Raw genomic sequence first — 25,703 nt, 5'->3', positions numbered from 1 at the left:
TTAGTTAAGAAAGCGAGCACGAGAACAGCCATGGCTGAGGCTCAGAACATCCCGGCCGGTGCCACCGCCGGCGGCGCTGTAGCGGTGGCGGCGGAGTCCACCGTCGCCACCCGCATGAGCGCGCCCCCGTCCTTCGACGTCGCGGACTTCCCGGTCCCGCACGGCCGTGAGGAGGAGTGGCGGTTCACGCCGCTCGAGCGCCTCAAGGGTCTGCACGACGGCACCGCCAAGGCCGACGGCGCCATCAAGGCGCAGGTCGACGCGCCCGAGGGCGTCACCGTCGAGTCGGTGACCCGTGACGACGAGCGCGTCGGCAAGGCCGGCACGCCGGTCGACCGGATCGCCGCGCAGGCGTACTCCTCGTTCGAGAAGGCCACCGTCATCACGGTGCCCAAGGAGAGCGTGCTCACCGAGCCGGTGCGCGTCCTCCTGCACGGCGAGGGCGGCACCACCTTCGGGCACACGGTGTTCGACATCGGTGCCTTCGCCGAGGCTGTCATCGTGGTCGACCACACCGGTGACGGTGTGCGCGCCGCCAACGTGGACTTCTTGATCGGCGACGGCGCGAAGGTCACCTTCGTGTCCGTCCAGGACTGGGACGACACCGCGGTGCACTGCTCGCAGCACAACGCGAAGCTCGGCCGCGACGCCACCTTCAAGTCGGTCGTCGTGACCTTCGGCGGCGACCTGGTCCGCCTGCACCCGCGTGTCGAGTACACCGGCCCCGGCGGCGACGCCGAGCTGCTCGGTCTGTACTTCACGGACGCGGGCCAGCACCAGGAGCACCGCCTCCTGGTCGACCACAATGTGCCGAACTGCAAGTCCAACGTCGTCTACAAGGGCGCGCTGCAGGGCGAGCAGGCGCACGCCGTGTGGATCGGCGACGTCCTCATCGAGGCCGCGGCCGAGGGCACGGAGACGTACGAGATGAACCGCAACCTGGTTCTGACCGACGGCGCCCGCGTCGACTCGGTGCCGAACCTCGAGATCGAGACCGGCGAGATCGTCGGCGCCGGCCACGCGAGCGCGACCGGCCGCTTCGACGACGAGCAGCTCTTCTACCTGATGGCCCGCGGCATCCCGCAGATCGAGGCCCGCCGCCTCGTCGTGCGCGGCTTCTTCGCCGAGCTGGTCCAGCAGATCGGTGTCGCCGACATCGAGGAGCGCCTCCTCGTCAAGATCGAGGAAGAGCTCGAGGCGTCCGTCTGATGTCCGCCTTCGTCAAAGCCTGCGCGCTGAGCGAGCTGGAGGAGGACACCCCGAAGCGGGTGGAACTCGACGGCACGCCGGTCTCGCTCGTCAAGACAGAGGGCGAGGTGTTCGCGATCCACGACATCTGCTCGCACGCGAACGTCTCGCTGTCCGAGGGCGAGGTGGAGGACTGCCAGATCGAGTGCTGGCTGCACGGCTCGGCGTTCGACCTGCGGACCGGCAAGCCGTCCGGTCTTCCCGCGACGCGCCCCGTCCCCGTATACCCCGTAAAGATCGAAGGGGACGATGTGCTCGTCTCCGTCACCCAGGAGTCCTGAGGCACCATGGCAACGCTTGAAATCAACGACCTGCACGTCACCGTCGAGGCCGAGAACGGTCCCCGCGAGATCCTCAAGGGCGTCGACCTGACCATCAAGCAGGGCGAGACGCACGCCGTCATGGGCCCGAACGGCTCCGGCAAGTCGACCCTCGCGTACTCCCTCGCGGGTCACCCGAAGTACACGATCACCGGCGGCACCGTCACCCTCGACGGCGAGGACGTCCTGGAGATGGAGGTCGACGAGCGCGCCCGCGCCGGCGTCTTCCTCGCCATGCAGTACCCCGTCGAGGTCCCGGGTGTCTCGGTCTCCAACTTCCTTCGTACGTCCGCCACGGCGATCCGCGGCGAGGCCCCCAAGCTGCGCACCTGGGTGAAGGAGGTCAAGGAGGCCATGGAGCGTCTCCAGATGGACCCGGCCTTCGCCGAGCGCAACGTCAACGAGGGCTTCTCCGGCGGTGAGAAGAAGCGCCACGAGATCCTCCAGCTCGAGCTGCTCAAGCCGAAGATCGCGATCCTCGACGAGACCGACTCCGGTCTGGACGTCGACGCCCTGCGCGTCGTCTCCGAGGGCGTCAACCGCGTCCGCGAGTCGGGCGAGGTCGGCACCCTCCTGATCACGCACTACACGCGCATCCTGCGCTACATCAAGCCCGACTTCGTGCACGTGTTCGCGAACGGCCGGATCGCCGAGTCCGGTGGCGCCGAGCTCGCCGACCAGCTCGAGGCCGAGGGTTACGACAAGTACGTGAAGGGCGGCGCCGCCGTATGACACAGCTGCCGGGCCTCCTCGACACCGAGGCGATCCGCAAGGACTTCCCCGCCCTGGACCGTGTGATCCACGACGGCAAGAAGCTTGTGTACCTGGACAACGCGGCGACCTCGCAGAAGCCGCGCCAGGTGCTCGACGCGCTCACCGAGTACTACGAGCGGCACAACGCCAATGTCCATCGCGGCGTGCACGTCCTCGCCGAGGAGGCCACGGCGCTGTACGAGGGTGCGCGGGACAAGGTCGCGGAGTTCATCAACGCGCCCTCCCGCGACGAGGTGATCTTCACCAAGAACGCCTCGGAGTCCCTCAACCTCGTGGCGAACATGCTCGGCTGGGCCGACGACCCGTACAAGGTCGACGAGCACACCGAGATCGTCATCACGGAGATGGAGCACCACTCCAACATCGTTCCGTGGCAGCTGCTCTCGCAGCGCACGGGCGCGAAGCTGAAGTGGTTCGGTCTCACGGACGACGGCCGTCTCGACCTGTCCAACATCGAAGAGGTCATCACGGAGAAGACGAAGATCGTCTCCTTCGTGCTCGTCTCCAACATCCTGGGCACGCACAACCCGGTCGAGGCCATCGTGCGCCGCGCCCAGGAGGTCGGCGCGCTCGTCCTCATCGACGCCTCGCAGGCCGCTCCGCACATGCCGCTCGACGTGCAGGCGCTGCAGGCCGACTTCGTGGCCTTCACCGGCCACAAGATGTGCGGTCCGACGGGCATCGGTGTGCTGTGGGGACGGCAGGAGCTTCTCGAGGACCTGCCGCCGTTCCTCGGTGGCGGCGAGATGATCGAGACCGTCTCCATGAGCTCCTCGACGTACGCTCCCGCGCCGCACAAGTTCGAGGCCGGTACGCCCCCGATTGCCCAGGCCGTCGGCCTCGGCGCGGCCGTGGACTACCTGAACTCGATCGGCATGGAGAACATCGCCCGCCACGAGCAGGCGATCACCGAGTACGCGGTCAAGCGGCTCCTCGAAGTGCCGGACCTCAAGATCATCGGTCCGGTCACGGCGGAGGACCGCGGCGCCGCGATCTCCTTCACGCTCGGCGACATCCACCCGCACGACGTGGGCCAGGTCCTCGACGAGCAGGGCATCGCGGTCCGGGTCGGCCACCACTGTGCGCGGCCGGTCTGCCTGCGGTACGGAATTCCTGCGACCACGCGAGCGTCGTTCTATCTGTACTCCACGCCGGCCGAGGTCGACGCCTTGGTCGAGGGCCTGGAGCACGTACGGAACTTCTTCGGCTGAGGAGCTGCGAGACGTGAAGCTGGATTCGATGTACCAGGAAGTCATCCTGGACCACTACAAGCACCCGCACGGGCGCGGTCTCCGGGATGGCGACGCCGAGGTGCACCACGTCAACCCGACCTGCGGTGACGAGATCACGCTGCGTGTGAAGTACGACGGCACGCGCATCGAGGACGTCTCGTACGAGGGCCAGGGCTGCTCCATCAGCCAGGCCTCCGCCTCCGTCCTCAACGACCTCCTGGTCGGCAAGGACGTCACCGAGGCGCAGCGGATCCAGGGCACCTTCCTGGAGCTGATGCAGTCCAAGGGCCGGATCGAGCCCGATGACGCGATGGAGGAGATCCTGGAGGACGCGGTCGCGTTCGCCGGTGTCTCCAAGTACCCGGCGCGCGTGAAGTGCGCGCTCCTGAGCTGGATGGCGTGGAAGGACGCGACCGCCCAGGCTCTGGGGGAGTCCGAGCCCGCCGAGAGGAAGTCCGCATGAGCGACGCTGTGACATCTGCAGAGGGCGCAACCCTGAAGCCCGCCTCCGAAGAAGAGGTGCGCGAGGCGCTGTACGACGTCGTCGACCCCGAGCTGGGCATCGACGTCGTCAACCTCGGCCTCATCTACGGCATCCACATCGACGACGCCAACATCGCGACCCTCGACATGACGCTCACGTCCGCGGCCTGCCCGCTGACCGACGTCATCGAGGACCAGGCCAAGTCGGCCACCGACGGCATCGTCAACGAGCTCCGGATCAACTGGGTCTGGATGCCGCCGTGGGGTCCGGACAAGATCACGGACGAGGGCCGCGAGCAGCTTCGGGCGCTCGGGTTCAACGTCTGAGTTCTCTTCGTACGAGGAAGGGGGCCCGCACCGTTTCGGTGCGGGCCCCCTTTCGTATGCGTGCGGTCAGTCGCCGGTCGTATGCCTGCGGTCAGCGGCCCGCCGCCCGGGCCAGGCTGTCCGCGAGGCCCTCGCGGCGGATGCGCTGGTCGATGTAGAGGAGGTTGCCGACCAGCTGCGTGAAGGCCGTGGCGAGCAGCTGGATCACCACGCTGACGACGGAGGTGAGGATCAGGTAGGTCCACAGGCCGCCCAGCGAGTCGCCGTAGACCTTCGTGAAGAACTCGCCGAGGTCCCCGGGCGGTTGGTCGTAGGTGCCGTAGACGTCGTACGAGGGCTGCGGGCCCGCGAACATCAGCGGGATCTGCACGACCCATCCGGCGAACATCACCATCATCCAGGTGAGCAGCAGGATGCCGAACGTGCGCCACCACGCGCCGCGGACCAGCCGGAACGAGCGCTTCAGGGCGGTGATCGGGCCGGCCGACTCGAGGACGGCGGCGGCGGGAGCCAACGAGAACGACACGAGCAGCCAGGTCACCAGCGGCATGAGCAGCAGGCCGAGCAGGAAGACCCCGCCGATCGAGAGGAAGCCGACATTGTCGGTCGCCACGATCGCGATCATCATGCTGATCCAGAACAGGAAGAACAGCACGATCGGGATCGCGATCAGCAGATACGTGAGCAGGCTGACGCCGAGCACCGAAGGCGTGCGGGCCCAGGCGCGACGCCAGACGGCGCCGAAGGTGGTGCGCCGGCCGAGCGCGGCGTGTTCCAGGACGACCGGGCTGACGGCGGTGACGAAGGAGTTCACCACCAGGGTGAGGACCATCACCACCGCGTACGCCACGACGATGGCGGTCACGATGGGGCTGAACAGGGGCCAGGTCGGCCGGTCGGCGTCCATCAGCGCCTGCCAGTTGTCCTCGACGACGACCCAGACCACCGCGAACGCGCCGCCGATCGTGACCAGGAGCAGGGCGAGGCCCGCGCCCATCACGCCGAACAGCTGCTTCGCGTACCGGCCCATCGTCGAGAACGCACCGTTGTAGATGTCGCCGAGCCCGAGCGGGGCCAGGGGGATCACTCCCGGCTTCGGCGGGGGCGGCTGCCAGCCGCCCCAGCCGGGTGGGCCGCCCCAGCCCGGGCCGCCGCCCCAGTCCTGCGGTCCGTACGGTCCTTGCGGTCCGTTGGGCCCGTTCGGTCCTTGCGGGCCGTTCGGCCCCTGTGGTCCCCACCCCTGGTGCGCCATGCTGCCTTCCGTTTCCTCGTTGCGGACGGCATACGTTAGCCCAGCTCGGGCCGGGTTCAGCGGGGGGAGTACGCGGCTTCGGCGAGGGCGGGAGCGAGGCCTTCGCGGCGGATGCGCTGGTCCGTGTAGAGCAGGGCGACGGTCAGCCGGGAGAGCAGGGTGGTCACCAGGGCCCCCGCGATCGTCGGCAGCAGGAGCAGCAGGCCGAGCGTGAACTCGACTCCGTCGCCCGCGGCCGACGGGGCCGCCGAGCCGAGCAGCTCGAACGGCATCACCAGGACCGTCGCGGTCGCCAGGCCGATCGCGCCCATCAGGAGCTGGATGCCGAACACCCGCCACCAACTGCCCCGTACGAGCCGGAAGCTGCGGCGCAGCGCGGTCATCGGGCCCGCGCCCTCGAGGACCACGACCGCGGGCGCCAGGCTGCAGCGGGTCCAGAACCAGACGAGGAACGGCAGCACGAGCAGAAGCAGCAGCAGGGTCATCGGGCCGGACATGAGCGTCAGCCAGAGGACGGCCACGACGGGTGCCGCGCAGGCGAGCGTCGTCAGCGCGGTGGCGCCGAGGAGCGCAGGGGTGCGGCGCACCGCTTGGCGCCGTATGTCCGCGGTGGGTGCCGGGCGGCCGAGCACGGCTTCCCGCAGGACCGCAGGGGCCAGGGCGCCGGCCATGGCGTCGGCGGTGAAGTGGAGCGCCATGGCGAGGAGCAGCAAGAGGGTGACGGACACGATCAGGGCGCCGCTCAGGCCCTGATCGAGGTCGATGAACGGGTCGTCCGAGCCGAGGCTGAGGACGGCCGCGGTCGAGGCCGTGTACGTGAGCGTGTACGCGATTCCGTAGATCGTGGCCCCGAGGACGAGCAAGGGGCGCCAGTATCCCCGTACGAGACCGGCCAGCGCACCGAAGCAGTCGCCGAGCGACAGGGGCGCCAGAGGGATCACGCCCGGCTTCGGCGGTGCGGGGGTGTCCGGGGCCAAGGGGGCCCAGCCGGGGTGCGGCACGTGTTCTTCTCCAGGGCTCGGCAGGTCAACCTGCCCATGCTCGCGGCTGCGTCCCTGCCCCGAACAGGGACCAACGGCCCGCCCAAGGTCCCGGCCGCCGCGATGTGTACACCCGTACGCAACGATGCGTACACTCGTACACATGGGATACGGACTGCTGGCCGCGGCCATCGCGGCGGAGGTGGCCGGCACCACGGCCATGAAGTACAGCGAGGGCTTCACCAAGCTGTGGCCCTCGCTGGCCACGGTCGCCGGCTATCTGCTCGCCTTCTCGCTGCTCGCGCAGACGCTGAAGACGATGCAGGTCGGTACGGCCTATGCGATCTGGGCGGGCGTGGGCACCGCGGCGGTCGCCGTGATCGGCATGCTCTTCCTGGGGGAGTCCACCAGCCTGGCCAAGCTCGCCGGCATCGTCCTTGTCATCGGCGGAGTCGTGCTGCTCAATCTCGGCGGGGCGCACTGATGGGGCGCTGCGACCTCGGTGGGGTGCACTGATGGGGCGCCGCTACGACCCGGAGCGGCGGCAGCGGATCATCGACGCCGCGATCCGCGTCGTGGGCCACAAGGGCATCGCGGGGCTCAGCCATCGCTCGGTCGCGGCCGAGGCCGATGTGCCGCTCGGCTCCACCACGTACCACTTCAAGACCCTCGACGATTTGCTGGTCGCGGCCTTGCGTCAGGCCAACGAGGGCTTCGGCAAGGCCGTGCGCGAGCGGGAGTCGCTGCTCGCGCCCGAGGCCGATCTCGCCGCGGAACTGGCGCAGTTGACGGGTGAATGGCTCGGCGGCGACCGCACCGGGGTCGAGCTCGAGTACGAGCTCTATCTCGCCGCGCTGCGCCGCCCCGCGCTGCGGCCGGTGGCCGCCGAGTGGTGTGCCTCGGTCGAGGAGATCCTGGTGCGGCGGGTGGACCGGGTCACGGCGCGTGCGGTCGTCGCGCTGCTCGACGGGGTCTGTCTCCACGTGCTCCTGACGGGCGCGGAGTTCGACGAGGCGTATACGAGGGAGATGCTCGGCCGGGTGGTACGCGGCGGCCGGCTGTAGGGAAACGGCAGGCTGTGGGGAAACGGCTGGCTGTAGGGAAACGGCCGTCAGTCGGAACGGCCGCCAGTCGCAACATCCGTCAGCCGGAACGGCCGTCAGTCGTCGAGCCGCACGGGCAGCTGGCCCGCCTGCCGTTCCCGCACCGCCTCCAGGGCCGCGTCCACGCTCGCCGCGATATCCGTGACCGGGTAGAACACCTCGCGGACGACCCGCTCCTGGTCGACCACCAGGGTCAGCCGCTTGAGGCGGCTCACCCCTGCCGCGCGGAACGTCGGCAGCCGCAAAGCTGCCGCGAGGGTCAGATCGGCGTCCGAGAGGAGTGGGAAGCGCAGTCGCTCCTTCTCGGCGAACGCGCGCTGTTCGTCCGGGCGTTGGGTCGAGACGCCGTGCACCGAGGCGCCGGCCGCGGCGAATTCGGCGAGCCGGTCGCGGTACGTGCACGATTCGAGGGTGCAGCCCGGGGCGCCCGGAATGCCCGCCCAGCCCGGCGGATAGGACTCGCTGCGCGCGTACGCGCCGGGGAAGCAGTACAGGACCGTGAACGGGGTCCGCGCGGACACCGGGTCGTGCAACTCGCCGTCTCCGCCGACGAGTTGTACGTCGTCCGGCAGGCGGGTGCCGCGCAGTGCGTGGATGCGGGCGGCTTCGCGTGATGTGTCGGTGGCCGTGGCCATCAGTTCCCCTTCTCCGAGCACCCAGGTGTCTCCCCAGTCCTGGAGTGCGATCAGTACCGGCAGCAGGGCGCGGCCGCGGGGCGTGAGGCGGTACTCATGGCGCGGCGGCCGGTCCTGGTACGGGACCTTGTCCAGGACGCCCGCCTCGACCAGGAGTTTCAGGCGTTCGGCGAGCACCTTGCGGGACATGCCGAGCTCGCGCTGGAGCTCCTCGAAACGGTGGGCGCCGCGGGCGGAGTCCCGGACGATCAGGAGTGTCCACCAGTCGCCGACCACGTCCAGCGCCTGGGCGATGGCGCAGTCGGCATCGCCGAGGCTCGTCCTGCGTGCCATGGCCTTCCTTTCGCGGTGCTCCTCCCGGCTTTTGTCCGGAGTGAGGCCTGCCGCTCATTATCGGCCCCCGTTGACCTGCCGCTCCGTATGCTGCCATAGTCAGTTCCCAAAAGGAACTGACTGCTTCGAGGGGTGGACGCGGTGGGTATCGGCAAAGTCGGCGCGGTGGTGCCGCGGTCCGTATGGCTGCTGGCGGCGGGGGTGTTCTTCAACGCCCTGGTCAGCTTCACGTTCGTCTATGTCTTCCTCTATCTGACCGGGCCCCGCGGCCTCTCCGCCGCCGAGGCCGGGCTGATCAGCGGCCTCGGCGGCGTCGGTCTCCTCGCGGGCAACTTCACCGGCGGCTGGTACGGGGACCACTTCGGGCACCGGCGCGTCCTGCTTGTCGCGGCCGTGTCCACCGGTCTCGTCCTCGCGGCTCTCCCGCTGCTCCCGGTCGCCGGGCTGTATCTCGCGCTGCCGCTCGCCCAGTACGGCTCGGGCGTGGTCCGTGCCGCCAACTCCGCGCTGGTCGCGGTCCTCGTCCCCGAGGGCTCCCGGCGCCAGGCGTTCGCCGTGATCAGGGCCGCGTCCAACGGCGGGTTCACCGTCGGGCCGCCGCTCGGCGCGCTGGTCGCCACCTCGCTCTCGTACGACTGGCTGTTCGTCGCGGACGGAGTCGGCACCCTGTTCTTCGCCTGCTGGACCGCGCGGATGGTGCCGGCAGGTGTGCGGGTGGCGGCCTCGAAGCGCGCCGAGAAGGCGGCGGCGGGCGGGAAGCTGTGGCCCGAACTGCGCGCCAGGCCCGGGGTGTTGGTGCTGCTCGGCGCGATCCTGGTCGTCGACCTCGTCTACCGCCAGCAGTACACGACCTTCCCCGTCCACCTCGCCGAGCACGGCATGGACGCCCGGGTGTACGGCTGGATGATCGCCATCAACGGCGGGCTGATCCTGCTGCTCGAACTCCCCGCGGCGCTGGCGCTCAAGTCCCGTCCGCCGCTGCGGATCGTCGGCTGCGGTCTGGTGCTCGTCGGCGCGGGGTACGCGGCGCTGATCCCCGGGACCGTGCTCGCCTCGGCGATCGTGATGATGAGCCTGCTCACCCTGGGCGAGATCCTCTACAAGACCACCGCCACCGCGTGCGTGGCCGACCACTCGCCCGAGCACGCGCAGGGACGCTTCCAGAGTCTGTACGCAGGGGTCTCCATCAGCGGTACCGTCCTTGCCGCGCCCCTCGGCGGTGCGGTGCTCGGCGCCGCACCCGGACTGCTGTGGCCGCTGTGCGCCGTGCTCGCGGCGGGGGCGGGATGCGCTGTGCTGTGGGCGGGCCGTGTCCGTGAACCCTTTGCCGCCGTACGGGTAACAGGGGGTGAGCACACCGGATCGGTCCGGCAGGGGGAGGTCGTGTGAACAGAACGACGGCAGTCGAGGGCGATGCGGAGGTGATCCGCCGCTCGCTGGCGCAGCCGGAGCTGTTCGCGCAGCTCTATGACCGGTACGCGCCCGATATCCATCGCTATGCGGCCCGTCGCCTCGGCGACGGTGCGGCGGACGATCTGACGGCGGACACGTTCCTCGCCGCGTTCCGCACCCGCTCCCGCTACGACCTGTCCCGCGGGAACGCGCGGCCCTGGCTGTACGGCATCGCGGCGAATCTGATCGGCAAGCAACGGCGCACGGAGATACGGGCGTTGCGCGCCCTCGCCCGTACGGGCACGGATCCGCTGGCCGAGTCCTGGGTGGACCGGGCCGACAGCCGGGTCGACGCGCAGAGCGCCCATGCTCCGCTGGCGGGGGCGCTGGCCGGACTGTCCGCCGGCGACCGGCACGTACTGCTGCTCGTGGCGTGGGCGGACCTCAGCTATCCGGAGGTGGCCGAAGCCCTGGGCATTCCGCTCGGCACGGTGCGCTCGCGGCTCAACAGGGCGCGGCGCAAGGTGCGCAGCGCGCTCGGTGCGGATCCGGCTTTCGTCGTGAACGCCTCGGAGGTGGCGCAGTGATGGACGATCTCACGAAGGTGCGTGAACTGCGGGCCGAAGCGCCCGCACCGGACCGGGCGCGGCTCGCGCCGGGACGGATGCGGCTGCTCGACGCGGCGGAGAACGGCCGTGCGCTGCGGCGGACGGTACGGATCGGGCGCGACTGGCGGTTCGCGGCGGTCGGCGCGGTGCTCGCGGTGACGGCTTCGGCGGTGCTGGCCGTCAACCTCGCGGACCACGGCGGGTCCGATGTGTCACCGAAGCCGGCGGCGAGCCAGTCGGTGAAGCCGGGGACGGCGCAGGAGTTCCTCGAGGCGGCGGCCCGGGCCGCCGAGTCGGTCCGTGGCGCGGAACCGCAGGACGACCAGTGGTACTACACCAAGAGCATCGGAGCCTCCGTCGAGCCCGACACGGGTGAGCTGGGGAAGCCGACGACGGATGAGGACTGGTTCACGGTCGGGCCGCGCAAGGGGGAAGAGGGGGACTGGCGCACCTATTACCGGCTCGTCACGCATCTGCCGGACGATCCCCAGGGGATCGTGAGGGCCATCCAGGAGGCCTATCCGCCGCCGGACGCCTACGCGCTCGATTCCAAGAAGCCCACGCATGTCTTCTCCGCGATCCAGTCGGTGACGCGTACGCCGCTCACCTCCCTCGAAGGCAAGGGGCAGGCCAAGCTGTACCGGGCGCTGGCCTCGCTGGAGGGGATCGAGCTCGTCGGGCACCGGGTGACGGACGCGGCCGGCCGCGAGGTCGTCGCGATCACCGTGAAGCCGGAGCCGAAGGACCGCTACCGGTACGAGATCCTGCTGCAGCCCGACACGTATCAGGTGGTGGGGAGCCGGATGGTGGTGGCGCATGACTTCACGGACACCAACGAGGAGACCGCCTTCTTCCCGGGCACGTGGAAGGCAGGAGACGTGATGAACACCGGAGCCAGCCTGGTCAGGACGTTCGTCGACGACAAGAACGAACGGCCCTGACACGCCGGGCCGGGCCCAGGGGGTGTCCTCGAACCCCCCTGGCCGCCCGGCCCGTGCCGTACGCCCGCGCCCGGGGGGACGCGGGCGTACGGCACGCTGCGGCGCGGTGGCCCGCACCCTGAGACCGGTTCGCTTCCGTGTGCGCGGGACCGTTAAGTTTTGCGCATGACCGACACCACTGCTCCCCGTACCACCGGTGCCGTAGCCGCAGGCCTGGCCACGCTGGCCGCCGACGGCACCGTTCTCGACACCTGGTTCCCCGCCCCCGAGCTCAGCGACGCCCCCGGCCCCGCCGGTACGGAGCGGCTGAGTGCCGAGCGTGCCGTCGAGCTGCTCGGTGAGGGTGCCGCCAAGGCCATCCGCAAGGACGACCGCCGGGGCGTGGAGATCGTCGCCGTCCGTACGGTCATCGCGTCCCTGGACGACAAGCCGCTCGACGCCCACGACGCGTACCTCCGCCTCCACCTGCTCAGCCACACGCTGGTCAAGCCGAACGAGCAGAACCTCGACGGCCTCTTCGGCCTCCTCGCCAACGTGGCCTGGACCTCGCTCGGCCCGGTCCCCGTCGACGCGCTCGAGACGGTCCGACTCAACGCGCGCGCCGAGGGCCTGCACCTCGTCGTGCACGGCGTCGACAAGTTCCCGCGCATGACGGATTACGTGGCCCCGAAGGGCGTCCGTATCGCCGACGCCGGCCGGGTCCGCCTCGGTGCGCACCTCGCCGCGGGCACCACCGTGATGCACGAGGGCTTCGTCAACTTCAACGCCGGCACGCTCGGCACGTCGATGGTCGAGGGCCGTATCTCCCAGGGCGTCGTCGTCGGCGACGGCTCGGACATCGGCGGCGGTGCGTCGACGATGGGCACGCTGTCGGGCGGCGGCACGCAGCGCGTGGCCATCGGCCGGCGCTCGCTGGTCGGCGCCGAGGCGGGCGTGGGCATCGCGCTCGGCGACGAGTGCGTGGTCGAGGCCGGCCTCTACGTCACGGCCGGCACGCGTGTGACGATGCCCGACGGCCAGATCGTCAAGGCCCGCGAGCTGTCGGGCGCGTCCAACATCCTCTTCCGCCGCAACTCGGTCACGGGTGCGGTCGAGGCCCGCCCGAACAACGCGGTCTGGGGCGGTCTGAACGACGTGCTGCACAGCAACAACTGATCACAGCGCATTCGCCGAGCGCCCTTTTGGACCTGGTTCCGGTCCGGGAGGGCGCTTCGGCGTTTCTCCTGCCTTCCTCCCCGTAGCGCTACGGGGAGGAAGGGACTTTGGGCAGGTTCATTCGGGACTTTCGCCCGCCCTGTCCGCAGGTAGGGAATGCGTAAAGTCGAAAGCATGGAGAACTCCGCCCCCCACGCGGCCCCGCACGAGACCGTGCAGGCGGCCCCTCACCTGCCCCCGCAGTCCGCGCCCGCGTACGCGCCCCACTATTACGCGCCGGTCAAGCCGAAGACGAACAGCTTCGCGACCACCTCGATGGTCCTCGGGATCGTCGCGCTCGTCATTCCGTTCGTCGGGATCGTCACGGGTCCGCTCGCGATCATCTTCTCGACGAAGGCCAAGAAGGAAATGCGCTTCAACGGCGAAGGCGGCAACGGGCTCGCCACCGCCGGTCTGGTCACCGGCATTCTCGGCTGCGCCGGCTACGCCCTGTTCCTGTTGCTCATGGTCGTCGGCGCCATGGGATCGACTGCTGGCGGGGTGTGACGTACAGGAGTGGTGAAACGGCCTCTGACCGGGTGACACGGTCGGGGGCCGTTCCCGTATCCGGTGCACAACTCCTCAACTCGGTGCCGCGGGTGGGGGCAGTGCCTCGGCAGGACGGAGTGGAAGCAGTCGGCCGCGGAGGCCGTCGCGCTCCCGTCCTTGGTGTGCTGGTGGAGGTGGACGCCGTCGGCCGGGAGACCCGGCTCGTCGGAGAAGGGCAGGGCCACTCCCCGGATCAGTGAGCTCGCCGACCGGATGCTCTGGTCCCGCAGCCGGCTCTCTCACCGTCTGGCGCCGATGCAGCGGCGCGGTCCGGTCGTACCGGAGGGCGTCGCGACGGACGGTCGCGGGGCCGTCGTCTTGCCGACCGGGCTCGGACTGCGGACCCTCGAGGCCGCCGCGCCCGGTGCGCGCTGATGCCGGTCACGGCCGCTGCCGCGATGCCGTACGCCAGGGTGCTCACGGACAGGGTGTGGTCGAGTACCGCGCGGTCCGTCACGTAGTCGGCCGCGCCGGCGACCGCGACCAGGAGCCACTCCCAGCGGCCCTCGAACGCGGCGAGGGCGATCAGGAGGAGCGCGTACCAGGAGTAGCCGGGGGTCAGGAGCAGGAAGGCCGTGCCGGTGAGCAACAGGGCGCCGTGCCATGGGCGTTCGGGTGCGCCCCGGGCGATGACGTATCCGAAGGCGAGGAGCATGCCGAGGAGGGCGGCCGGCAGCAGCCAGGGCTCCGGGAGGATCAGGTTCAGGAGCGCGAACCGGTCGGTGGCCGAGGTGTCGTCGTAGCCCTCCTCCTTCATGTAGCCGCCGAGATAGCCCAGGACCGACTGGTCCGAGAGCAGGATGTACGGGAGGTACGCCAAGGCGAGGACGGCCAGGGCGGGCGCGATGAGCCGTAGCGCGTCGCCCGCTCTGCGGACTCCGCCCAGCGCTCCGGCCACCGCGAGCGCCGGAAGGAGCTTCGCCGCCGTGGCCGCGCCGAGCAGGGCGCTGCCGGTGAGCCGGCTGCGGGCCGGGTGGCCGTCCGGGGCGCGGCTATCGGGTGGATGACTGTCCGGGGCGCGGCTACCGGGTGGGTGGCTGCCCGAAGTGCGGCTGCGTGCGAGCAGGGTCAGGCCCGCGACCGTGAGCAGGACGCCGAGGACGTCCGCATGGGCGTTGTTCACCGCCTCGATCGGGACCGCGGGGCACCACGCCCACAGGGCGGCCTGCCAGGGGCGGCGGCGCAGGGTCACCAGGAGCAGGCCGGTCACGCCGACGGAGAGTGCGGCGCCGCCGATCTGGAGCGGCTTGTGGCGGGCGCCGGCGGGGGAGAGGGTGTCGACCGCGAGGAAATAGGCCTCGCCGACCGGCGGGTAAATGGTGTGCACCCAGGGCCTGTTGATACGGGTGCAGGTGCCCGGGTCGATCCGCGAGCGGTCCTTCTGCTCGCAGACGGGGCCGCTCGCGAACAGCCAGTCGTCGCGGAGCGCACCGAGGGCCGGGGCGGCCGGCGGATGGTCGTAGGGGGAGAGGCCCGCCGACTGGACGCGGCCGTCCCAGGCGTACCGGTAGGAGTCGGTGCTGGTGCGCGGCGGGCCCACAAGTCCCGTGGCCGCGACGGCGATCGAACCCGCGAGCACCAGGCCGGCGGCCTGCCGTACCGGCGTCCTGCGCAGGGACCACACCGCGGCGGCGAAGAGCAGCCAGCACGCCGCGTACCAGAGGGAGAGGGTGCCCGGGGAGGTGAAGTAGGTGTCCTGGCCGAGCGTCGCGGCGAGGACCGTGACGAGAGCGGCGAGCAGGGCGTGCGGAAGCAGAGCGCGGGTGATCACGTGTCGACCGTCGCAGGGCGGGGGTCCGAAGGGGAGTGCGGCAGGGCAGGCGTCCGGGAACCGTAAGGTGTTGAGCGCCCCATCGGGGGCCGGGCAGCGGTGTCATGGCGGCATGGACTCGCACAGCAAGGTGCCAGCAGGCAAGGGCAAGGGCGAGGCGCCCGGGCTCAAGGGCAGGTTCCTCGCGGACAAGGGCAAGGCGACCGCGCTCAAGGAGAAGGCGGCCACGCTCAAGGAGAAGGCGGCCGCGCTCAGGGGCAAGCTGCCCGCGCTCGGCGACAAGCTGCCCGTGTTCCGCGGCCGGCTGCACGACAAGCGCACGGCGACCGTGATCGGCCGGTGGCTGGGGATCGCCGTTCTGGTCTGCTTCGTGACCGGGGTGATCAGCCATTACGTGCAGACCCCGGGCGGCCGGCTCGTCGATGTGCTCCCCAGCCGGCCCTCCTGGGGGTACCGGCTCACGCAGGGGCTGCACATCGCCGCCGGGATCGCGGCGATTCCGCTGCTGCTCGCCAAGTTGTGGACGGTGTACCCGCGCCTTTTCGTATGGCCGGCGCTGCGGAGCGTGCGGCACGCGCTGGAGCGGCTGTCGGTGGCGGTGCTTGTGGCCGCGGGCGTCTTCCAGCTGTTCACCGGGCTGCTCAACACGGTGCAGTGGTACCCGTGGCCGTTCTCCTTCGTGCCGGTGCACTTCGCTGTGGCCTGGCTCTTCGTGGGGGCGCTGCTCGTGCACCTCGCCGTCAAACTTCCCGAGATCAGGGCGCATTGGCGGCGCCGGGCGCCCGCCACGCTGGAGACCGGGGACGCGGCCGACCGGCGGTCGTTCGTCCTCGCCGTCGCGGCGGCGGTCGGCGCGGTGACCCTGACGACGGTGGGGCAGTCGTTCACACCGCTGCGGAAGTTCGACCTCTTCGCGCCGCGCCATCCCGATCACGGGCCCCAAGGGCTGCCGGTCAACAGGACGGCGGCCGCGGCGGGCACCTCTCAAGTGGACGTCGACGACTGGCGGTTGGAGGTGCTCGGCCCGCGTCCGTACCGGCTCTCGCTCGCCGAGCTGCGCGCCCTGCCGCAGTACGAGGCCGAGCTGCCCATCGCGTGTGTGGAGGGCTGGAGCAAGTCGGCGCGATGGCGAGGCGTCCGCGTCCGCGACCTCGTCGAGCGGGCGGGTGCGCCGGCCTCCTCGCGGGTGCGGGTGACGTCCTTGCAGGAGGGCGGCGCCTACCGCGTGATGGAGATGGGCCGTCGTTACACCGAGGATCCGCTGACGCTGCTCGCCCTCGAACTCAACGGGGAGCCGCTCTCCCCCGACCACGGCTTTCCGGCGCGCGTCATCGCGCCGAACCGTCCTGGCGTATGGCAGACCAAGTGGGTCGCGAAGGTGGAGGCGCTGTGATGCGAACGGTACTGGGAGCGCTGGGAGTCGCGGGCATGGGGCTCGGTGTCTGGCTGCTGCTCGGTGTACGGGATCCCGTGGACGTGGCGGTCTGGCTGGCCGGCGCCATTGTCCTGCACGACGGCCTCATCGCTCCCCTCGTCCTTGCGGCCGGCCTCTTCGTCGGCGGCCTGCGGGCGCGGGGCGTGGTACGCGCCGTGCTGATCGTCGCGGGTGCGCTCACGATGATCGCCCTGCCGCCGCTGCTGCGCCCGGGCGCGCCCGCCAACTCCTCGGTGCTGCCGCTGGATTATCTGCGCAACTGGCTGTGGGCGATGGCGGCACTGGGTGCGGTCGCGGTGGGGGCGGGGGTGCTCGGGTGGGCTCGGGGGAGGGGGCGGCGCTGAGCCGGATTGTGCGTGGGGGAGGGGGCGGCGCTGAGCCGGATTGTGCGTGGGGGAGGGGGCGGCGCTGAGCCGGATTGTGCGTGGGGGAGGCGGCGGCGCTGAGCCGCGGAGGGCCGGGTGCGGTGTGCGGCGGCGGGCCCAGGCTGCGGTGCGCCGTGGAGGTGCGGCCGTGGCGCGCCGTGCGGGCTCTGCTGGTCGGCTCCGTGCAGCCTCCGCCGGTCAGCGCCGTGCGGGCTCCGCCGGTCAGCGCCCGCGGGTGAGTTCGGTGAACGTACGGCCCTGGGAGGTCCAGGTCGCCGTCGTGCTGAGGCCGCAGCGCCGGGCGTAGCCGCGGAGTGCCCGGGGGCCCACCCGTGCCCAGGGGAACAGCGGTCCTGTCGCGTGGGCCGAGCTGTCGGTCATGTGGACCTGGACGCGTTCGTCGATGTCCACCGGCGCCGTTTCGGCGATGACCGTGCCGTTGGGGGCGAGCAGGGCGGCCGTGCGGCCGAGGAGGGTCTCCGGGTCGCCGCCGATGCCGATGTTGCCGTCCATGAGCAGGGCGGTACCCCAACTCCCTTCGCGCGGAAGGGGATCGAAGACCGAGCGGCACAGGGCGCTGCCCCCGGAGAGGACCGTACGGGAGACGGCGGCCGGGCTGACGTCGATGCCCAGGGCGGGGCGCCCGAGCGCGGCGAGTTCGGCGACCAGGCGGCCGGGGCCGCAGCCGATGTCCAGGACCGGGCCGCGGTCGCAGCGGGCGAGGACCGTGTGGTCGGCCGGGTCGGGGCGGGCGCACCAGCGCTCCACGTCGAGGGGGAGCAGCCAGCCGTCCGCCCGCCGCAGGAAGAGCGGGCCGTGTCCGGTGCGCAGGGCGGCGGCGTACGGGCCGTCGTGCCAGGCGGCATCGGGCCGGCCGAGGTCGGGGGCCTGTGCGGGAGCGCTCATCGGGGGATCGCCGTGGGTGTCGCGCCATGAGCGGGATGGCTCGCGTCGGCCCGTGCGGGATGGGCCGCGTCGCCCTGCACGGCGGGAGTTGCGTCGCCTTGTACGGCGGGAGTTACGTCGCCTCGTACGGGATCGGCCGCGACGCCACGTACAGCGGGAGTCGCCTCGCCCCGTGCGGCCGCCGTCGCCCGCACCACCCGCCACTGAGCCGCGAAACGGCTGTCCGGAACCTCCGAGGCCACCGCCTCCGCGTCCGCCGCCGTGTCCACGTCCCGCAGCGTCGGCAGCAGGCGGACGCGCAGGCCCGCCGTGTGCAGCCGCTCCAGCTGTACGGAGCCGGTGGTCGCTGTCGACATCGGGACGCCGCGGATCAGTGCACCGTCCGGGCGGCCGAGGCCGAGGGCCCAGAAACCGCCGTCCGAGGCCGGTCCGAAGGCCGCGTCGTCCGGCCCCAAGTCCCGGACGCAGGCGAGCAGTTCGGGCGTCACCTGCGGGGTGTCCATGCCGATGAGGAGGGTGGGGCCCGAGCAGGAGGCGAACGCCGTGGCCAGCCGCTCGTCCAGGCCGCCCGCGCACTGCGGCACCACCTCGAAGCCGTCAGGCAGCCAGGGACCTGGCGCCCCGTCGAGCACCAGGACCCGGCGCGAAGCCGGGGTGGCGAGCGCGGTGTGCAGCGTGTCCCTGAGCGCCGCCCGTGCGAGCGCGGCGGCCTCAGTGGGTGTGCACGGTGGGATGAGGCGGGTCTTGACGCGGCCGGGGATGGGGGACTTGGCGATCACGAGCAGTGTGGTCACGCCCGCTCACCCGCCCGCGGGGAGGCGGCCGCCGGGCCGCTCGGCGCGCTGGGGGCCGCGGGGAGGCCGGAATCGGAGCCGCTCGACGCTGTCGAGACCGCGGGGAGGCCGGAGTCGGAGCCGCTCGGCGCTGTCGAGACCGCGGGGAGGCCGGAGTCGGAGCCGCTCGGCGCTGTCGAGACCGCGGGGAGGCCGAAGTCGGAGGCCCGGGCCTCACCGCCCGGGTGCCCGGCGCCTGCGGCCCGTGAGGGTTCCGCGAGCACCCGGCGCATGTCCCGCACCGCCTGAAAGGTGCCCCGCCATGTGCCCGTCACCTTCGACTTCCCCGAGCGCGGCAGATACGGGACCTCGCGTTCCGTCACGCGCAGACCCGCGTCCGAGGCGCGGACCACCATCTGCAGCGGATAGCCGCTGCGGCGGTCCGTGAGACCGAGGGCGAGCAGGTCCGCGCGGCGGGCCGCGCGCAGCGGGCCCAGATCGTGCAGGCGCAGACCGGTGCGGCGGCGCAGCATCCGGGAGAGCGCGAGGTTGCCCGCGCGTGCGTGGGCCGGCCAGGCGCCCCGTGCGACCGGACGGCGGCGGCCGAGCACCAAGTCGGCCGATCCGTCGGCGACTTGGCGTACGAACGAGACCAGCAGGCCCGGATCCAGTGAGGCGTCGCAGTCGCAGAAGCAGACGAACTCCGCCTCGGCCGCGAGCAGTCCGGTATGACAGGCCGCGCCGAAACCGCGCTGCGGCTCCCGCACGACGCGGGCGCCCAGCGAGCGGGCCAGCTCCGCCGAACCGTCCGTCGACCCGTTGTCCACCACGATCGCCCGCCAGCCGGCCGGGATCCGCGCGAGCACCCAGGGCAGCGCCTCGGCCTCGTCGAGACAGGGAAGGACCACGTCGGCACGGAGGGCGAGGGGCGCGGGAGCGGCCGCGTCGTCGTCCGTACCGGCGGCGCCCTCCGCGGTGCCGGGGCCGTGCACGCTCTCAGGGCCCTCGGCGTCCTCTGCGGTGCCGGGGCCGTCCACACCCTCAGGGCCCTCGGCGTCCTCGGGGGATTGCGTCGTCGATTGCGTCACGCCCCTCACCGTACGAATCGGAAAGGGGCAAATGGGATCCTGGGATCTTACGAAACGCGGACGTCGAGGCCCGTCCCGCGCCCGGCCCGCGCACCGCGGGCGCCCCGGTGCGAAGCTTGCGGCATGCAACGCGAAGGTGAGGGCGCACAGCCCGAGAGCGCACCGCCGGCCCGGGTCCTCGTCGTGGACGACGATCCGACCGTGGCCGAGGTAGTCGCCGGATATCTCGACCGCGCAGGCTATCTCGTCGACCGTGCCGCCGACGGGCCCTCGGCGCTGCGCGCCGCGGACGAGCGGCTGCCCGACCTGGTCGTCCTCGATCTGATGCTGCCCGGCATGGACGGCCTCGAGGTCTGCCGCAGACTGCGTGAACGCGCCCCCGTGCCGGTCGTCATGCTCACCGCGCGCGGCGACGAGGACGACCGCATCCTGGGCCTGGAGATAGGCGCCGACGACTATGTCACCAAACCCTTCAGCCCCCGTGAGCTGGTCCTGCGCGTCGACTCCGTGCTGCGCCGCGCGCGGCTGCCCCGGCGCGGTGAGTCCGCCTCGCTCTCGTACGCGGGGATCGTGCTCGATCCGTCGGGCCGCCGCGCCACGAAGGACGGCCGCGAACTCACCCTCACCCTGCGCGAGTTCGACCTCCTCGCCTACCTCCTGCGGCATCCCGGCGAGGCCTGCAGCCGGGAGCGCCTGATGCACGAGGTGTGGGGCTGGGAGTTCGGCGATCTGTCCACCGTGACGGTCCATGTGCGCCGGCTGCGCGGCAAGATCGAGGACGATCCGGCGCGGCCCCGCCTCATCCAGACGGTCTGGGGCGTCGGCTACCGGTTCGAAGAGGTCCGCGAGGGGTCCGCAGCCGCTCGCGAGGAGACCGGAACCGGCCGCCCCGAGCCCGGCGGTCAGGAGCATGACCCCGAGAAGGCGGTGCCCGATGCATGAGGCACTGCTCATCGCCCTGTACGCGGCCTGCGGAGCCGCGGCCGCGGGGGTGCTCGGCGCGACGGCGCTGCGGCTTCTGCGGCACCGCTCCGTCGCCGTCTCCCTGACGGTGGTCGCCGCCACGGCCGTGACCGCGATGCTGGCCGGGACCCTGGCGGTGGCCTGGGCGATGTTCCTGTCGCCGCACGACCTGTCGGTGGTCACGACGGTGATCGTGATGGCCGCCGTGGTCTCGTTCGCCACCGCGCTGCTGCTCGGCCGCTGGGTGGTGGCCCGCTCCCGTGAACTCGCCCAGGCCGCCCGCTCGTTCGGCGAGGGCGGCAGCTTCGCGGCGCCGGGCGCGTCGGCCACCGCCGAACTGGACGCCCTGAGCCGCGAATTGGCCGCCACCAGCGCCAAGCTCGCCGCCTCGCGCGAGCGCGAGCGCGCCCTTGAGTCCTCACGCCGTGAACTCGTCGCCTGGATCTCTCACGATCTGCGCACCCCGCTGGCCGGACTGCGGGCGATGGCCGAGGCACTCGAGGACGGCATGGCCGCCGAGCCCGAGCGCTACTTCAAGCAGATCCGCACCGAGGTCGAGCGGCTCAACGGCATGGTCGGCGATCTCTTCGAGCTCTCCCGTATCCACGCGGGGGCGCTCCAGCTGACGGTCACGCGGATGTCGGTCTACGACCTGGTGGGCGACGCCCTGGCCGGAGCCGACCCACTGGCCCGCGAGCACGGGGTACGGCTGGTCGGCGAGCGGGTCGACGAGGTGCCGGTCGAGGTGGACGGCAAGGAGATGACCCGGGTTCTCGCCAACCTCCTGGTCAACGCCATCCGCAGGACCCCCGCGGACGGCACGGTCGCGGTCGCCGCCGAGCGCGCCGAGGACGGTGCGGTGGTGCTCTCGGTCACCGACGGCTGCGGCGGCATCCCCGAGGAGGACCTGCCGCGCGTCTTCGACACCGGCTGGCGCGGTACCGCCGCCCGTACGCCGCCCGCGGGCGCGGGCCTCGGGCTCGCCATCGTGCGGGGCATCGTGGAGGCCCACCGGGGCAGCGCCGAGGTGCACAACGTGTCGGGCGGCTGCTGCTTCAAGGTGCGGCTTCCGGTGGCGCAGGCCTCGTGAAGCTCCCTGCGGGTCAGGGGCAGTTCAGCCGTCCCGCAGCCCCGCCCGGGCGAACTCCCGCATTCCCGCGGCGAATCCGACCTCCGGCTTCCACCCGAGCTCGGCCCGCAGCCGCGAGGAGTCGGCGGTGACATGCCGTACGTCCCCGAGCCGGTACTCACCCGTGACGACCGGCTCGGGTCCGCCCTGCGCACCGGCCAGCGCCGCCGCCATCTCGCCGATGGTGTGCGGCTCGCCGCTGCCGCAGTTGTACGCGTCCACGGAGCCCTCGCCCCGTTCCCGTACGGCCGCGAGCGCCACCGCGTTCGCACCGGCCACGTCCCGTACGTGCACGAAGTCCCGCCGCTGACGCCCGTCCTCGAAGACCTGAGGAGCGCGGCCCGCCGCGAGCGCCGAGCGGAAGAACGAGGCGACACCGGCATACGGGGTGTCGCGCGGCATCCCCGGCCCGTACACGTTGTGGTAGCGCAGCGCGATCACCCGCCCGCCCGTGGCGCGCGCCCAGGCCGAGGCGAGGAACTCCTGCTGGAGTTTGGTCGCCGCGTACACGTTGCGCGGATCGAGCGGGGCGTACTCGCCGACCAGGCCGGGCGCCAACTCGGCCCCGCAGGAAGGGCAGAGCGGCTCGAAGCGTCCCTCGTCCAGATCGGACACGGCGCGCGGCCCGGGCCTGACCGCCCCGTGCCGCGGGCAGGTGTAGCGCCCCTCGCCGTACACGACCATCGACGACGCGAGCACCAGATCCCGTACGCCCGCCGCGGCCATCGCGGAGAGCAGGACGGCGGTGCCCAGGTCGTTGCAGGACACATACGCGGGAGTGTCGGCGAAGTCCTTGCCGAGGCCGACCATCGCGGCCTGGTGGCAGACCGCGTCGACACCGCGCAGGGCATGGGCCAGCGCGTCGGGATCGCGGACGTCCGCCCGTACGAAGGAAGCGGGGAGTCCTGCGGGCGGCTCCGCATGGGCGGTCGGGAGCAGGGCGTCGAGGACCACGGGCTCGTGGCCGGCGCGGGCCGCGGCGGAGACGATCTGCGATCCGATGAAACCGGCGCCGCCGGTGACGAGTACGCGCATGGCGCCGACGATAGGGGTACGCCGGCCGGCCGCGGCCGGTCGGAGCGCGCACGTCATGGGTTCGTAAGAAGCCCGCGCCGTACAGGCATAGCGGACCGCGTCCGCAGGCGTCATCCAGGACAGCGGGCCTGTCAGGGCCGGGGGCCCGGCAGAAGAAAAGGTGACGATGAGCGGTCGCGGCGAGGGATACGAGGACGGTTTCCGTACGTTCGTCGAGACGCGGTCCGCCGCTCTGCTGCGCACCGCTGTGCTGCTCTGCGGCGGCGACCGGCACGCGGCCGAGGATCTGCTGCAGAACGCGCTGATCAAGACGCTCGGGCGGTGGCAACGGATCGAGGACCCGGAGGCGTACGTCCGGCAGGTCCTGTACCGGCAGCAGATCGGGCGCTGGCGGCTCAAGTGGCCCCGGCGCGAAGTGAGCGTCTCCGAACCGCCGGAGGCCGGGCGGGCCGAGGACTCGCTCGCCGTCGCCGAACTGCGCGTGGTGCTGCGCGCCGCGCTCGCCCGGCTGACCACACGCCAGCGCACCGTCCTCGTCCTGCGCTACTTCGAGGATCTGCCGGAAGCCGAGGTCGCCGCGCTCCTCGGCTGCTCGGTCGGCACGGTGCGCTCGACCACGCACCGGTCGCTGGCCCGGCTGCGCACCCTCGCCCCCGAACTCGCCGCGCTCGGGCCCGCGGTGGAGGAATCCGTGCACCCCAGGGCTGTGGAGGTAGGACCGTGAAGCTGGACGAACTGGTGCGCCGGACGCTCCACGACATGGCGCAGGAGAGCGGTCCGCCGTCCGGTGATCTGACGGGCCGTGTCGTCGCGGCCCGGGCCCGGCGCAGGAAGCGGACCGTGTGCGCGGTGGCGTTCGCCTCGACCGTGGTGGTCACCGCGGCGATCACCGTGCCGGCTCTGACGCTCGGCGGCTCACCGACGGGCCAGGCCGGTGTGACCCGTACCCAGGACGTGCTCGCCCGCCCCGACCAGTCCCCGCCGCGCGAGCTGATCGCGGCCGGGCGTACGGCGGTTGCGGCCTGGTACACCGCGCAGACCGTCAAGGACGGAAAGGGCGTGCTCCACCAGCGCACATGGCATCTGTACAACCCGACCACGGGGCGCTACGAGAAGACGCCCTGGGCCTGGGTGGCCGTCGCCCCGGGTATGCGCACGGCCGCCGTGCTCGAAGGTGAACTGCCGGCACGGCGGATCGGCCTGCTCGACCTGGCCACGGGCAAGGTGACGCGGTGGATCGATGTCGCGCACCCCGTCGCGGGGATCGAGTGGTCACCGGACGGCAGCAGGCTGGTGGCGACGGCGTACGGCAAGAACCCGGACCGGAGCGATGACCAGCCGCAGGACCCCGAGCGGTACGGCAGCCGTATCGGCTTCTTCCTCGTGGACGGACAGTCCGGTGCGGTGGGTCCGTTGCGGGAACTGCCGCAGGGCCGGGGGGACTCTTCCGGCGGCGACGAGATGGGCTTCCTCTTCGGCAACCGGCGCGAGGATCTGCGCTTCAACCACGACGGGACGCTGCTCTACGTGGACCTCGTGATGGGCGGTGCGGGGGAGAACCGTACCTGGTTCACCCTCGGCGGGGACAGGACCGAGCCGCCCGCGAAGGAGAAGTACGCGAGCGGGACCGAGGCCGGACTGTCTCCCGACGGCAGGCTGCTGGCCGGCGAGTTCGACGGCGAGGGAGGCGGCATCGCCTCGCAGATCGTCGATCCCGCCACCGGCGGCAAAGTCGGCACGGTGCCCGGCCAGCAGCTGCTCGCGTGGGCCGACAACCAGCGTCTCATCGCCTGGAGTTGCGCTCCGCAGAAGTGCTCGGGCAAGAACGAGTTCCGCAATCGGCTGGTCCTCGTGGACGTCCGCAGCGACAGGACCGTGCCGCTGAGCGGCTTCCGGGAGCCCGACGAGGACGACCCCGGCCGCTGGACCCCCGTCTTCGCCACCCGCTAACCGCCGACCGGTGCTTCGACCGCCGCCGCATACGCAGCCAGCAGCCCGCGGACCCGCTCCCGGTCCGCGGGCCGCAGCGGCGGGCGGACCGGGCCCGCGGGCAGGCCCGCTTCGTTGAGCAGGGCCTTCGCGGTGACCGTGCCCGGCAGGCCGTCCGCCATCACGCGCTCGACGAGGGGGAGCGCGCGCTGGTGGGCGGCCGTGGCGCGTGCGGTGTCGCCCGCGTCGTAGGCGTCGACGACCGAACGCAGGAGACCCGGCGCGACGTTGGCGACCGTCGAGACGAATCCGGCGCCGCCCACCGCGTACAGCGGCAGGATCCACTCCTCGCAGCCCGCGTAGTACGCAAGACCGGTCGCGGCGATCACCTTCGAGCTGCCGAGCACGTCGTACGCGCAGTCCTTGACCGCGACGATCCGCTCGTGGCCGGCGAGCCGGATCATGGTCTCCGGCTCGATTCTGGTGCCGGTGCGGCCGGGGATGTCGTACAGCATCACGGGCAGCGCCGTGGCGTCGGCGATCTCGCGGAAGTGGGCTTCGAGCGCGTCCTGCGGCGGGCGGCTGTAGTACGGGGAGACCACCAACAGTCCGTCCGCGCCGGCCTGTTCGGCCTCGCGGGCCAGGTGGACCGTGTGCCGGGTGTCGGCGGTGCCCACGCCCGCGACGATCGTGGCGCGGTCGCCGACGGACTCGCGCACGGCCCGGATCAGGGCGGACTTCTCCTCGTCGGACGTGGTGGGGGACTCGCCGGTCGTGCCGGAGAGCACGAGCCCTTCGCAGCCCTCGGCGACGAGATGCGCGGCGAGCTTGCGGGCGCCGTCGAGGTCGAGGGCGCCGGAGGCGTCGAAGGGCGTGATCATGGCGCAGAGGGCGCGGCCGAAGGGGGCGGGCGTCGCAGAGGTCGTCATGGCTGAATT

At 71.8% G+C, this 25,703-nt stretch carries 26 protein-coding genes and 2 pseudogenes; 19 read left to right on the top strand and 9 right to left on the bottom strand.

Features of this window, described 5'->3' with window-relative positions:
• Nucleotides 1–30: 30 nt before the first annotated feature.
• From sufD to H9Y04_RS05115, 6 genes are read left to right on the top strand one after another with little or no spacing between them, the layout of a single operon-like run.
• On the top strand, nt 31–1,209 hold the full coding sequence (sufD, locus tag H9Y04_RS05140; RefSeq protein ID WP_187812457.1) for a Fe-S cluster assembly protein SufD: 1,179 nt from the start codon (nt 31–33) through the stop codon (nt 1,207–1,209).
• A complete protein-coding gene (locus tag H9Y04_RS05135; protein ID WP_187812456.1) occupies nt 1,209–1,529 on the top strand; it encodes a non-heme iron oxygenase ferredoxin subunit in 321 nt (106 codons plus the stop codon). Before sufD ends, H9Y04_RS05135 begins: the two co-directional genes overlap by 1 nt.
• 6 nt (nt 1,530–1,535) lie before the next feature.
• On the top strand, nt 1,536–2,300 hold the full coding sequence (sufC, locus tag H9Y04_RS05130; RefSeq protein ID WP_187812455.1) for a Fe-S cluster assembly ATPase SufC: 765 nt from the start codon (nt 1,536–1,538) through the stop codon (nt 2,298–2,300).
• Nucleotides 2,297–3,553 carry a cysteine desulfurase gene (locus H9Y04_RS05125; protein WP_187812454.1) on the top strand — a complete coding sequence of 419 codons (1,257 nt, stop codon included), beginning with the start codon at nt 2,297–2,299 and terminating at the stop codon, nt 3,551–3,553. Before sufC ends, H9Y04_RS05125 begins: the two co-directional genes overlap by 4 nt.
• A gap of 13 nt (nt 3,554–3,566) precedes the next feature.
• Nucleotides 3,567–4,037 (top strand): Fe-S cluster assembly sulfur transfer protein SufU, encoded by a 471-nt coding sequence (gene sufU / locus H9Y04_RS05120; protein ID WP_187812453.1) that lies wholly within the window; start codon nt 3,567–3,569, stop codon nt 4,035–4,037.
• Complete coding sequence (locus H9Y04_RS05115) at nt 4,034–4,384, top strand: metal-sulfur cluster assembly factor (RefSeq protein ID WP_187812452.1); 351 nt, start codon at nt 4,034–4,036, stop codon at nt 4,382–4,384. The genes sufU and H9Y04_RS05115 overlap by 4 nt, the downstream gene beginning before the upstream one ends.
• A gap of 91 nt (nt 4,385–4,475) precedes the next feature.
• Here the strand turns inward: H9Y04_RS05115 and H9Y04_RS05110 are convergent, their stop codons facing one another.
• A complete protein-coding gene (locus H9Y04_RS05110; protein ID WP_187812451.1) occupies nt 4,476–5,636 on the bottom strand; it encodes a collagen-like triple helix repeat-containing protein in 1,161 nt (386 codons plus the stop codon).
• Between the two features lie 56 nt (nt 5,637–5,692).
• Entirely contained in the window at nt 5,693–6,637 is a 945-nt protein-coding gene (locus tag H9Y04_RS05105) for a DUF7847 domain-containing protein (RefSeq protein WP_187812450.1), read from the bottom strand.
• Nucleotides 6,638–6,779: 142 nt separating this feature from the next.
• Here H9Y04_RS05105 and H9Y04_RS05100 point away from each other — a divergent pair, with 142 nt between their 5' ends.
• Nucleotides 6,780–7,100 (top strand): DMT family transporter, encoded by a 321-nt coding sequence (locus H9Y04_RS05100; protein ID WP_187812449.1) that lies wholly within the window; start codon nt 6,780–6,782, stop codon nt 7,098–7,100.
• Nucleotides 7,101–7,131: 31 nt separating this feature from the next.
• A complete protein-coding gene (locus H9Y04_RS05095) occupies nt 7,132–7,680 on the top strand; it encodes a TetR/AcrR family transcriptional regulator (protein WP_187812448.1) in 549 nt (182 codons plus the stop codon).
• A gap of 95 nt (nt 7,681–7,775) precedes the next feature.
• On the opposite strand, the gene H9Y04_RS05090 is transcribed toward H9Y04_RS05095, so the two are convergent.
• The gene (locus H9Y04_RS05090) at nt 7,776–8,687 is read right to left on the bottom strand and encodes a winged helix-turn-helix transcriptional regulator (protein WP_187812447.1); all 912 of its coding nucleotides are present in this window, start codon (nt 8,685–8,687) and stop codon (nt 7,776–7,778) included.
• A 141-nt stretch (nt 8,688–8,828) separates the two neighbouring features.
• On the opposite strand from H9Y04_RS05090, the gene H9Y04_RS05085 reads away from it, so the two are divergent.
• From H9Y04_RS05085 to H9Y04_RS46085, 5 genes are all read left to right on the top strand, one after another.
• On the top strand, nt 8,829–10,076 hold the full coding sequence (locus tag H9Y04_RS05085; protein ID WP_187812446.1) for an MFS transporter: 1,248 nt from the start codon (nt 8,829–8,831) through the stop codon (nt 10,074–10,076).
• Nucleotides 10,073–10,666 carry an RNA polymerase sigma factor gene (locus tag H9Y04_RS05080; RefSeq protein WP_187812445.1) on the top strand — a complete coding sequence of 198 codons (594 nt, stop codon included), beginning with the start codon at nt 10,073–10,075 and terminating at the stop codon, nt 10,664–10,666. The genes H9Y04_RS05085 and H9Y04_RS05080 overlap by 4 nt, the downstream gene beginning before the upstream one ends.
• Nucleotides 10,666–11,628 (top strand): CU044_5270 family protein, encoded by a 963-nt coding sequence (locus tag H9Y04_RS05075; protein WP_187812444.1) that lies wholly within the window; start codon nt 10,666–10,668, stop codon nt 11,626–11,628. The genes H9Y04_RS05080 and H9Y04_RS05075 overlap by 1 nt, the downstream gene beginning before the upstream one ends.
• Nucleotides 11,629–11,793: 165 nt before the next feature.
• Nucleotides 11,794–12,783 carry a 2,3,4,5-tetrahydropyridine-2,6-dicarboxylate N-succinyltransferase gene (gene dapD / locus H9Y04_RS05070; RefSeq protein ID WP_187812443.1) on the top strand — a complete coding sequence of 330 codons (990 nt, stop codon included), beginning with the start codon at nt 11,794–11,796 and terminating at the stop codon, nt 12,781–12,783.
• A 174-nt stretch (nt 12,784–12,957) separates the two neighbouring features.
• Entirely contained in the window at nt 12,958–13,329 is a 372-nt protein-coding gene (locus tag H9Y04_RS46085) for a DUF4190 domain-containing protein (RefSeq protein ID WP_214660865.1), read from the top strand.
• A gap of 235 nt (nt 13,330–13,564) precedes the next feature.
• Here the strand turns inward: H9Y04_RS46085 and H9Y04_RS05060 are convergent, their stop codons facing one another.
• Entirely contained in the window at nt 13,565–15,142 is a 1,578-nt protein-coding gene (locus tag H9Y04_RS05060; RefSeq protein ID WP_187812442.1) for a hypothetical protein, read from the bottom strand.
• 289 nt (nt 15,143–15,431) lie between these two features.
• On the opposite strand from H9Y04_RS05060, the gene H9Y04_RS05055 reads away from it, so the two are divergent.
• Nucleotides 15,432–16,535, top strand: a complete 1,104-nt coding sequence (locus tag H9Y04_RS05055) for a molybdopterin-dependent oxidoreductase (RefSeq protein WP_308800903.1) — start codon at nt 15,432–15,434, stop codon at nt 16,533–16,535.
• Nucleotides 16,535–16,921 carry a hypothetical protein gene (locus tag H9Y04_RS05050; protein ID WP_236070597.1) on the top strand — a complete coding sequence of 129 codons (387 nt, stop codon included), beginning with the start codon at nt 16,535–16,537 and terminating at the stop codon, nt 16,919–16,921. Before H9Y04_RS05055 ends, H9Y04_RS05050 begins: the two co-directional genes overlap by 1 nt.
• A gap of 243 nt (nt 16,922–17,164) precedes the next feature.
• Here the strand turns inward: H9Y04_RS05050 and H9Y04_RS05045 are convergent, their stop codons facing one another.
• The 3 genes and pseudogenes from H9Y04_RS05045 to H9Y04_RS05035 form a co-directional block, all read right to left on the bottom strand.
• Nucleotides 17,165–17,848 (bottom strand): class I SAM-dependent methyltransferase, encoded by a 684-nt coding sequence (locus H9Y04_RS05045; RefSeq protein WP_187812439.1) that lies wholly within the window; start codon nt 17,846–17,848, stop codon nt 17,165–17,167.
• Nucleotides 17,849–18,033: 185 nt separating this feature from the next.
• Nucleotides 18,034–18,642, bottom strand: a pseudogene (locus H9Y04_RS05040) (TIGR04282 family arsenosugar biosynthesis glycosyltransferase); the annotation flags it as partial.
• 215 nt (nt 18,643–18,857) lie between these two features.
• A pseudogene (locus H9Y04_RS05035) lies at nt 18,858–19,529 on the bottom strand (glycosyltransferase family 2 protein); the annotation flags it as partial.
• Between the two features lie 303 nt (nt 19,530–19,832).
• Between H9Y04_RS05035 and H9Y04_RS05030 the strand changes: the two are divergent.
• Both H9Y04_RS05030 and H9Y04_RS05025 read left to right on the top strand, forming a co-directional pair.
• A complete protein-coding gene (locus H9Y04_RS05030; protein WP_187812438.1) occupies nt 19,833–20,651 on the top strand; it encodes a response regulator transcription factor in 819 nt (272 codons plus the stop codon).
• Nucleotides 20,644–21,762 (top strand): sensor histidine kinase, encoded by a 1,119-nt coding sequence (locus tag H9Y04_RS05025; RefSeq protein WP_187812437.1) that lies wholly within the window; start codon nt 20,644–20,646, stop codon nt 21,760–21,762. The genes H9Y04_RS05030 and H9Y04_RS05025 overlap by 8 nt, the downstream gene beginning before the upstream one ends.
• A gap of 24 nt (nt 21,763–21,786) precedes the next feature.
• Here H9Y04_RS05025 and H9Y04_RS05020 read toward each other — a convergent pair whose 3' ends face one another.
• Nucleotides 21,787–22,836 (bottom strand): NAD-dependent epimerase/dehydratase family protein, encoded by a 1,050-nt coding sequence (locus H9Y04_RS05020; RefSeq protein ID WP_187812436.1) that lies wholly within the window; start codon nt 22,834–22,836, stop codon nt 21,787–21,789.
• Nucleotides 22,837–23,002: 166 nt separating this feature from the next.
• Here H9Y04_RS05020 and H9Y04_RS05015 point away from each other — a divergent pair, with 166 nt between their 5' ends.
• Nucleotides 23,003–23,560: a SigE family RNA polymerase sigma factor gene (locus tag H9Y04_RS05015; protein WP_187812435.1), complete on the top strand. Its 558-nt coding sequence runs from the start codon at nt 23,003–23,005 to the stop codon at nt 23,558–23,560.
• Nucleotides 23,557–24,786: a WD40 repeat domain-containing protein gene (locus tag H9Y04_RS05010; RefSeq protein WP_187812434.1), complete on the top strand. Its 1,230-nt coding sequence runs from the start codon at nt 23,557–23,559 to the stop codon at nt 24,784–24,786. The genes H9Y04_RS05015 and H9Y04_RS05010 overlap by 4 nt, the downstream gene beginning before the upstream one ends.
• On the opposite strand, the gene dapA is transcribed toward H9Y04_RS05010, so the two are convergent.
• A complete protein-coding gene (gene dapA / locus H9Y04_RS05005; protein WP_187812433.1) occupies nt 24,783–25,694 on the bottom strand; it encodes a 4-hydroxy-tetrahydrodipicolinate synthase in 912 nt (303 codons plus the stop codon). The genes H9Y04_RS05010 and dapA overlap by 4 nt on opposite strands.
• Nucleotides 25,695–25,703 lie beyond the last annotated feature (9 nt).

The sequence above is a fragment of the Streptomyces polyasparticus genome (assembly GCF_014493765.1).
GTDB classification, from domain to species: Bacteria; Actinomycetota; Actinomycetes; order Streptomycetales; family Streptomycetaceae; genus Streptomyces; species Streptomyces polyasparticus.
Note: the sequence above shows the minus strand (reverse complement) of the source record. Positions and strands in the feature narration are given on the sequence as shown.

What these genes read in the sequence shown, in the direction of transcription:
- sufD (WP_187812457.1), top strand. Translation starts at nt 31, where the DNA reads ATGGCTGAGGCTCAGAACATCCCGGCCGGTGCCACCGCCGGCGGCGCT.
- H9Y04_RS05135 (WP_187812456.1), top strand. Translation starts at nt 1,209, where the DNA reads ATGTCCGCCTTCGTCAAAGCCTGCGCGCTGAGCGAGCTGGAGGAGGAC.
- sufC (WP_187812455.1), top strand. Translation starts at nt 1,536, where the DNA reads ATGGCAACGCTTGAAATCAACGACCTGCACGTCACCGTCGAGGCCGAG.
- H9Y04_RS05125 (WP_187812454.1), top strand. Translation starts at nt 2,297, where the DNA reads ATGACACAGCTGCCGGGCCTCCTCGACACCGAGGCGATCCGCAAGGAC.
- H9Y04_RS05115 (WP_187812452.1), top strand. Translation starts at nt 4,034, where the DNA reads ATGAGCGACGCTGTGACATCTGCAGAGGGCGCAACCCTGAAGCCCGCC.
- H9Y04_RS05110 (WP_187812451.1), bottom strand. Translation starts at nt 5,636, where the DNA reads ATGGCGCACCAGGGGTGGGGACCACAGGGGCCGAACGGCCCGCAAGGA.
- H9Y04_RS05100 (WP_187812449.1), top strand. Translation starts at nt 6,780, where the DNA reads ATGGGATACGGACTGCTGGCCGCGGCCATCGCGGCGGAGGTGGCCGGC.
- H9Y04_RS05095 (WP_187812448.1), top strand. Translation starts at nt 7,132, where the DNA reads ATGGGGCGCCGCTACGACCCGGAGCGGCGGCAGCGGATCATCGACGCC.
- H9Y04_RS05090 (WP_187812447.1), bottom strand. Translation starts at nt 8,687, where the DNA reads ATGGCACGCAGGACGAGCCTCGGCGATGCCGACTGCGCCATCGCCCAG.
- H9Y04_RS05075 (WP_187812444.1), top strand. Translation starts at nt 10,666, where the DNA reads ATGGACGATCTCACGAAGGTGCGTGAACTGCGGGCCGAAGCGCCCGCA.
- dapD (WP_187812443.1), top strand. Translation starts at nt 11,794, where the DNA reads ATGACCGACACCACTGCTCCCCGTACCACCGGTGCCGTAGCCGCAGGC.
- H9Y04_RS46085 (WP_214660865.1), top strand. Translation starts at nt 12,958, where the DNA reads ATGGAGAACTCCGCCCCCCACGCGGCCCCGCACGAGACCGTGCAGGCG.
- H9Y04_RS05050 (WP_236070597.1), top strand. Translation starts at nt 16,535, where the DNA reads ATGCGAACGGTACTGGGAGCGCTGGGAGTCGCGGGCATGGGGCTCGGT.
- H9Y04_RS05045 (WP_187812439.1), bottom strand. Translation starts at nt 17,848, where the DNA reads ATGAGCGCTCCCGCACAGGCCCCCGACCTCGGCCGGCCCGATGCCGCC.
- H9Y04_RS05030 (WP_187812438.1), top strand. Translation starts at nt 19,833, where the DNA reads ATGCAACGCGAAGGTGAGGGCGCACAGCCCGAGAGCGCACCGCCGGCC.
- H9Y04_RS05025 (WP_187812437.1), top strand. Translation starts at nt 20,644, where the DNA reads ATGCATGAGGCACTGCTCATCGCCCTGTACGCGGCCTGCGGAGCCGCG.
- H9Y04_RS05020 (WP_187812436.1), bottom strand. Translation starts at nt 22,836, where the DNA reads ATGCGCGTACTCGTCACCGGCGGCGCCGGTTTCATCGGATCGCAGATC.
- H9Y04_RS05015 (WP_187812435.1), top strand. Translation starts at nt 23,003, where the DNA reads ATGAGCGGTCGCGGCGAGGGATACGAGGACGGTTTCCGTACGTTCGTC.
- dapA (WP_187812433.1), bottom strand. Translation starts at nt 25,694, where the DNA reads ATGACGACCTCTGCGACGCCCGCCCCCTTCGGCCGCGCCCTCTGCGCC.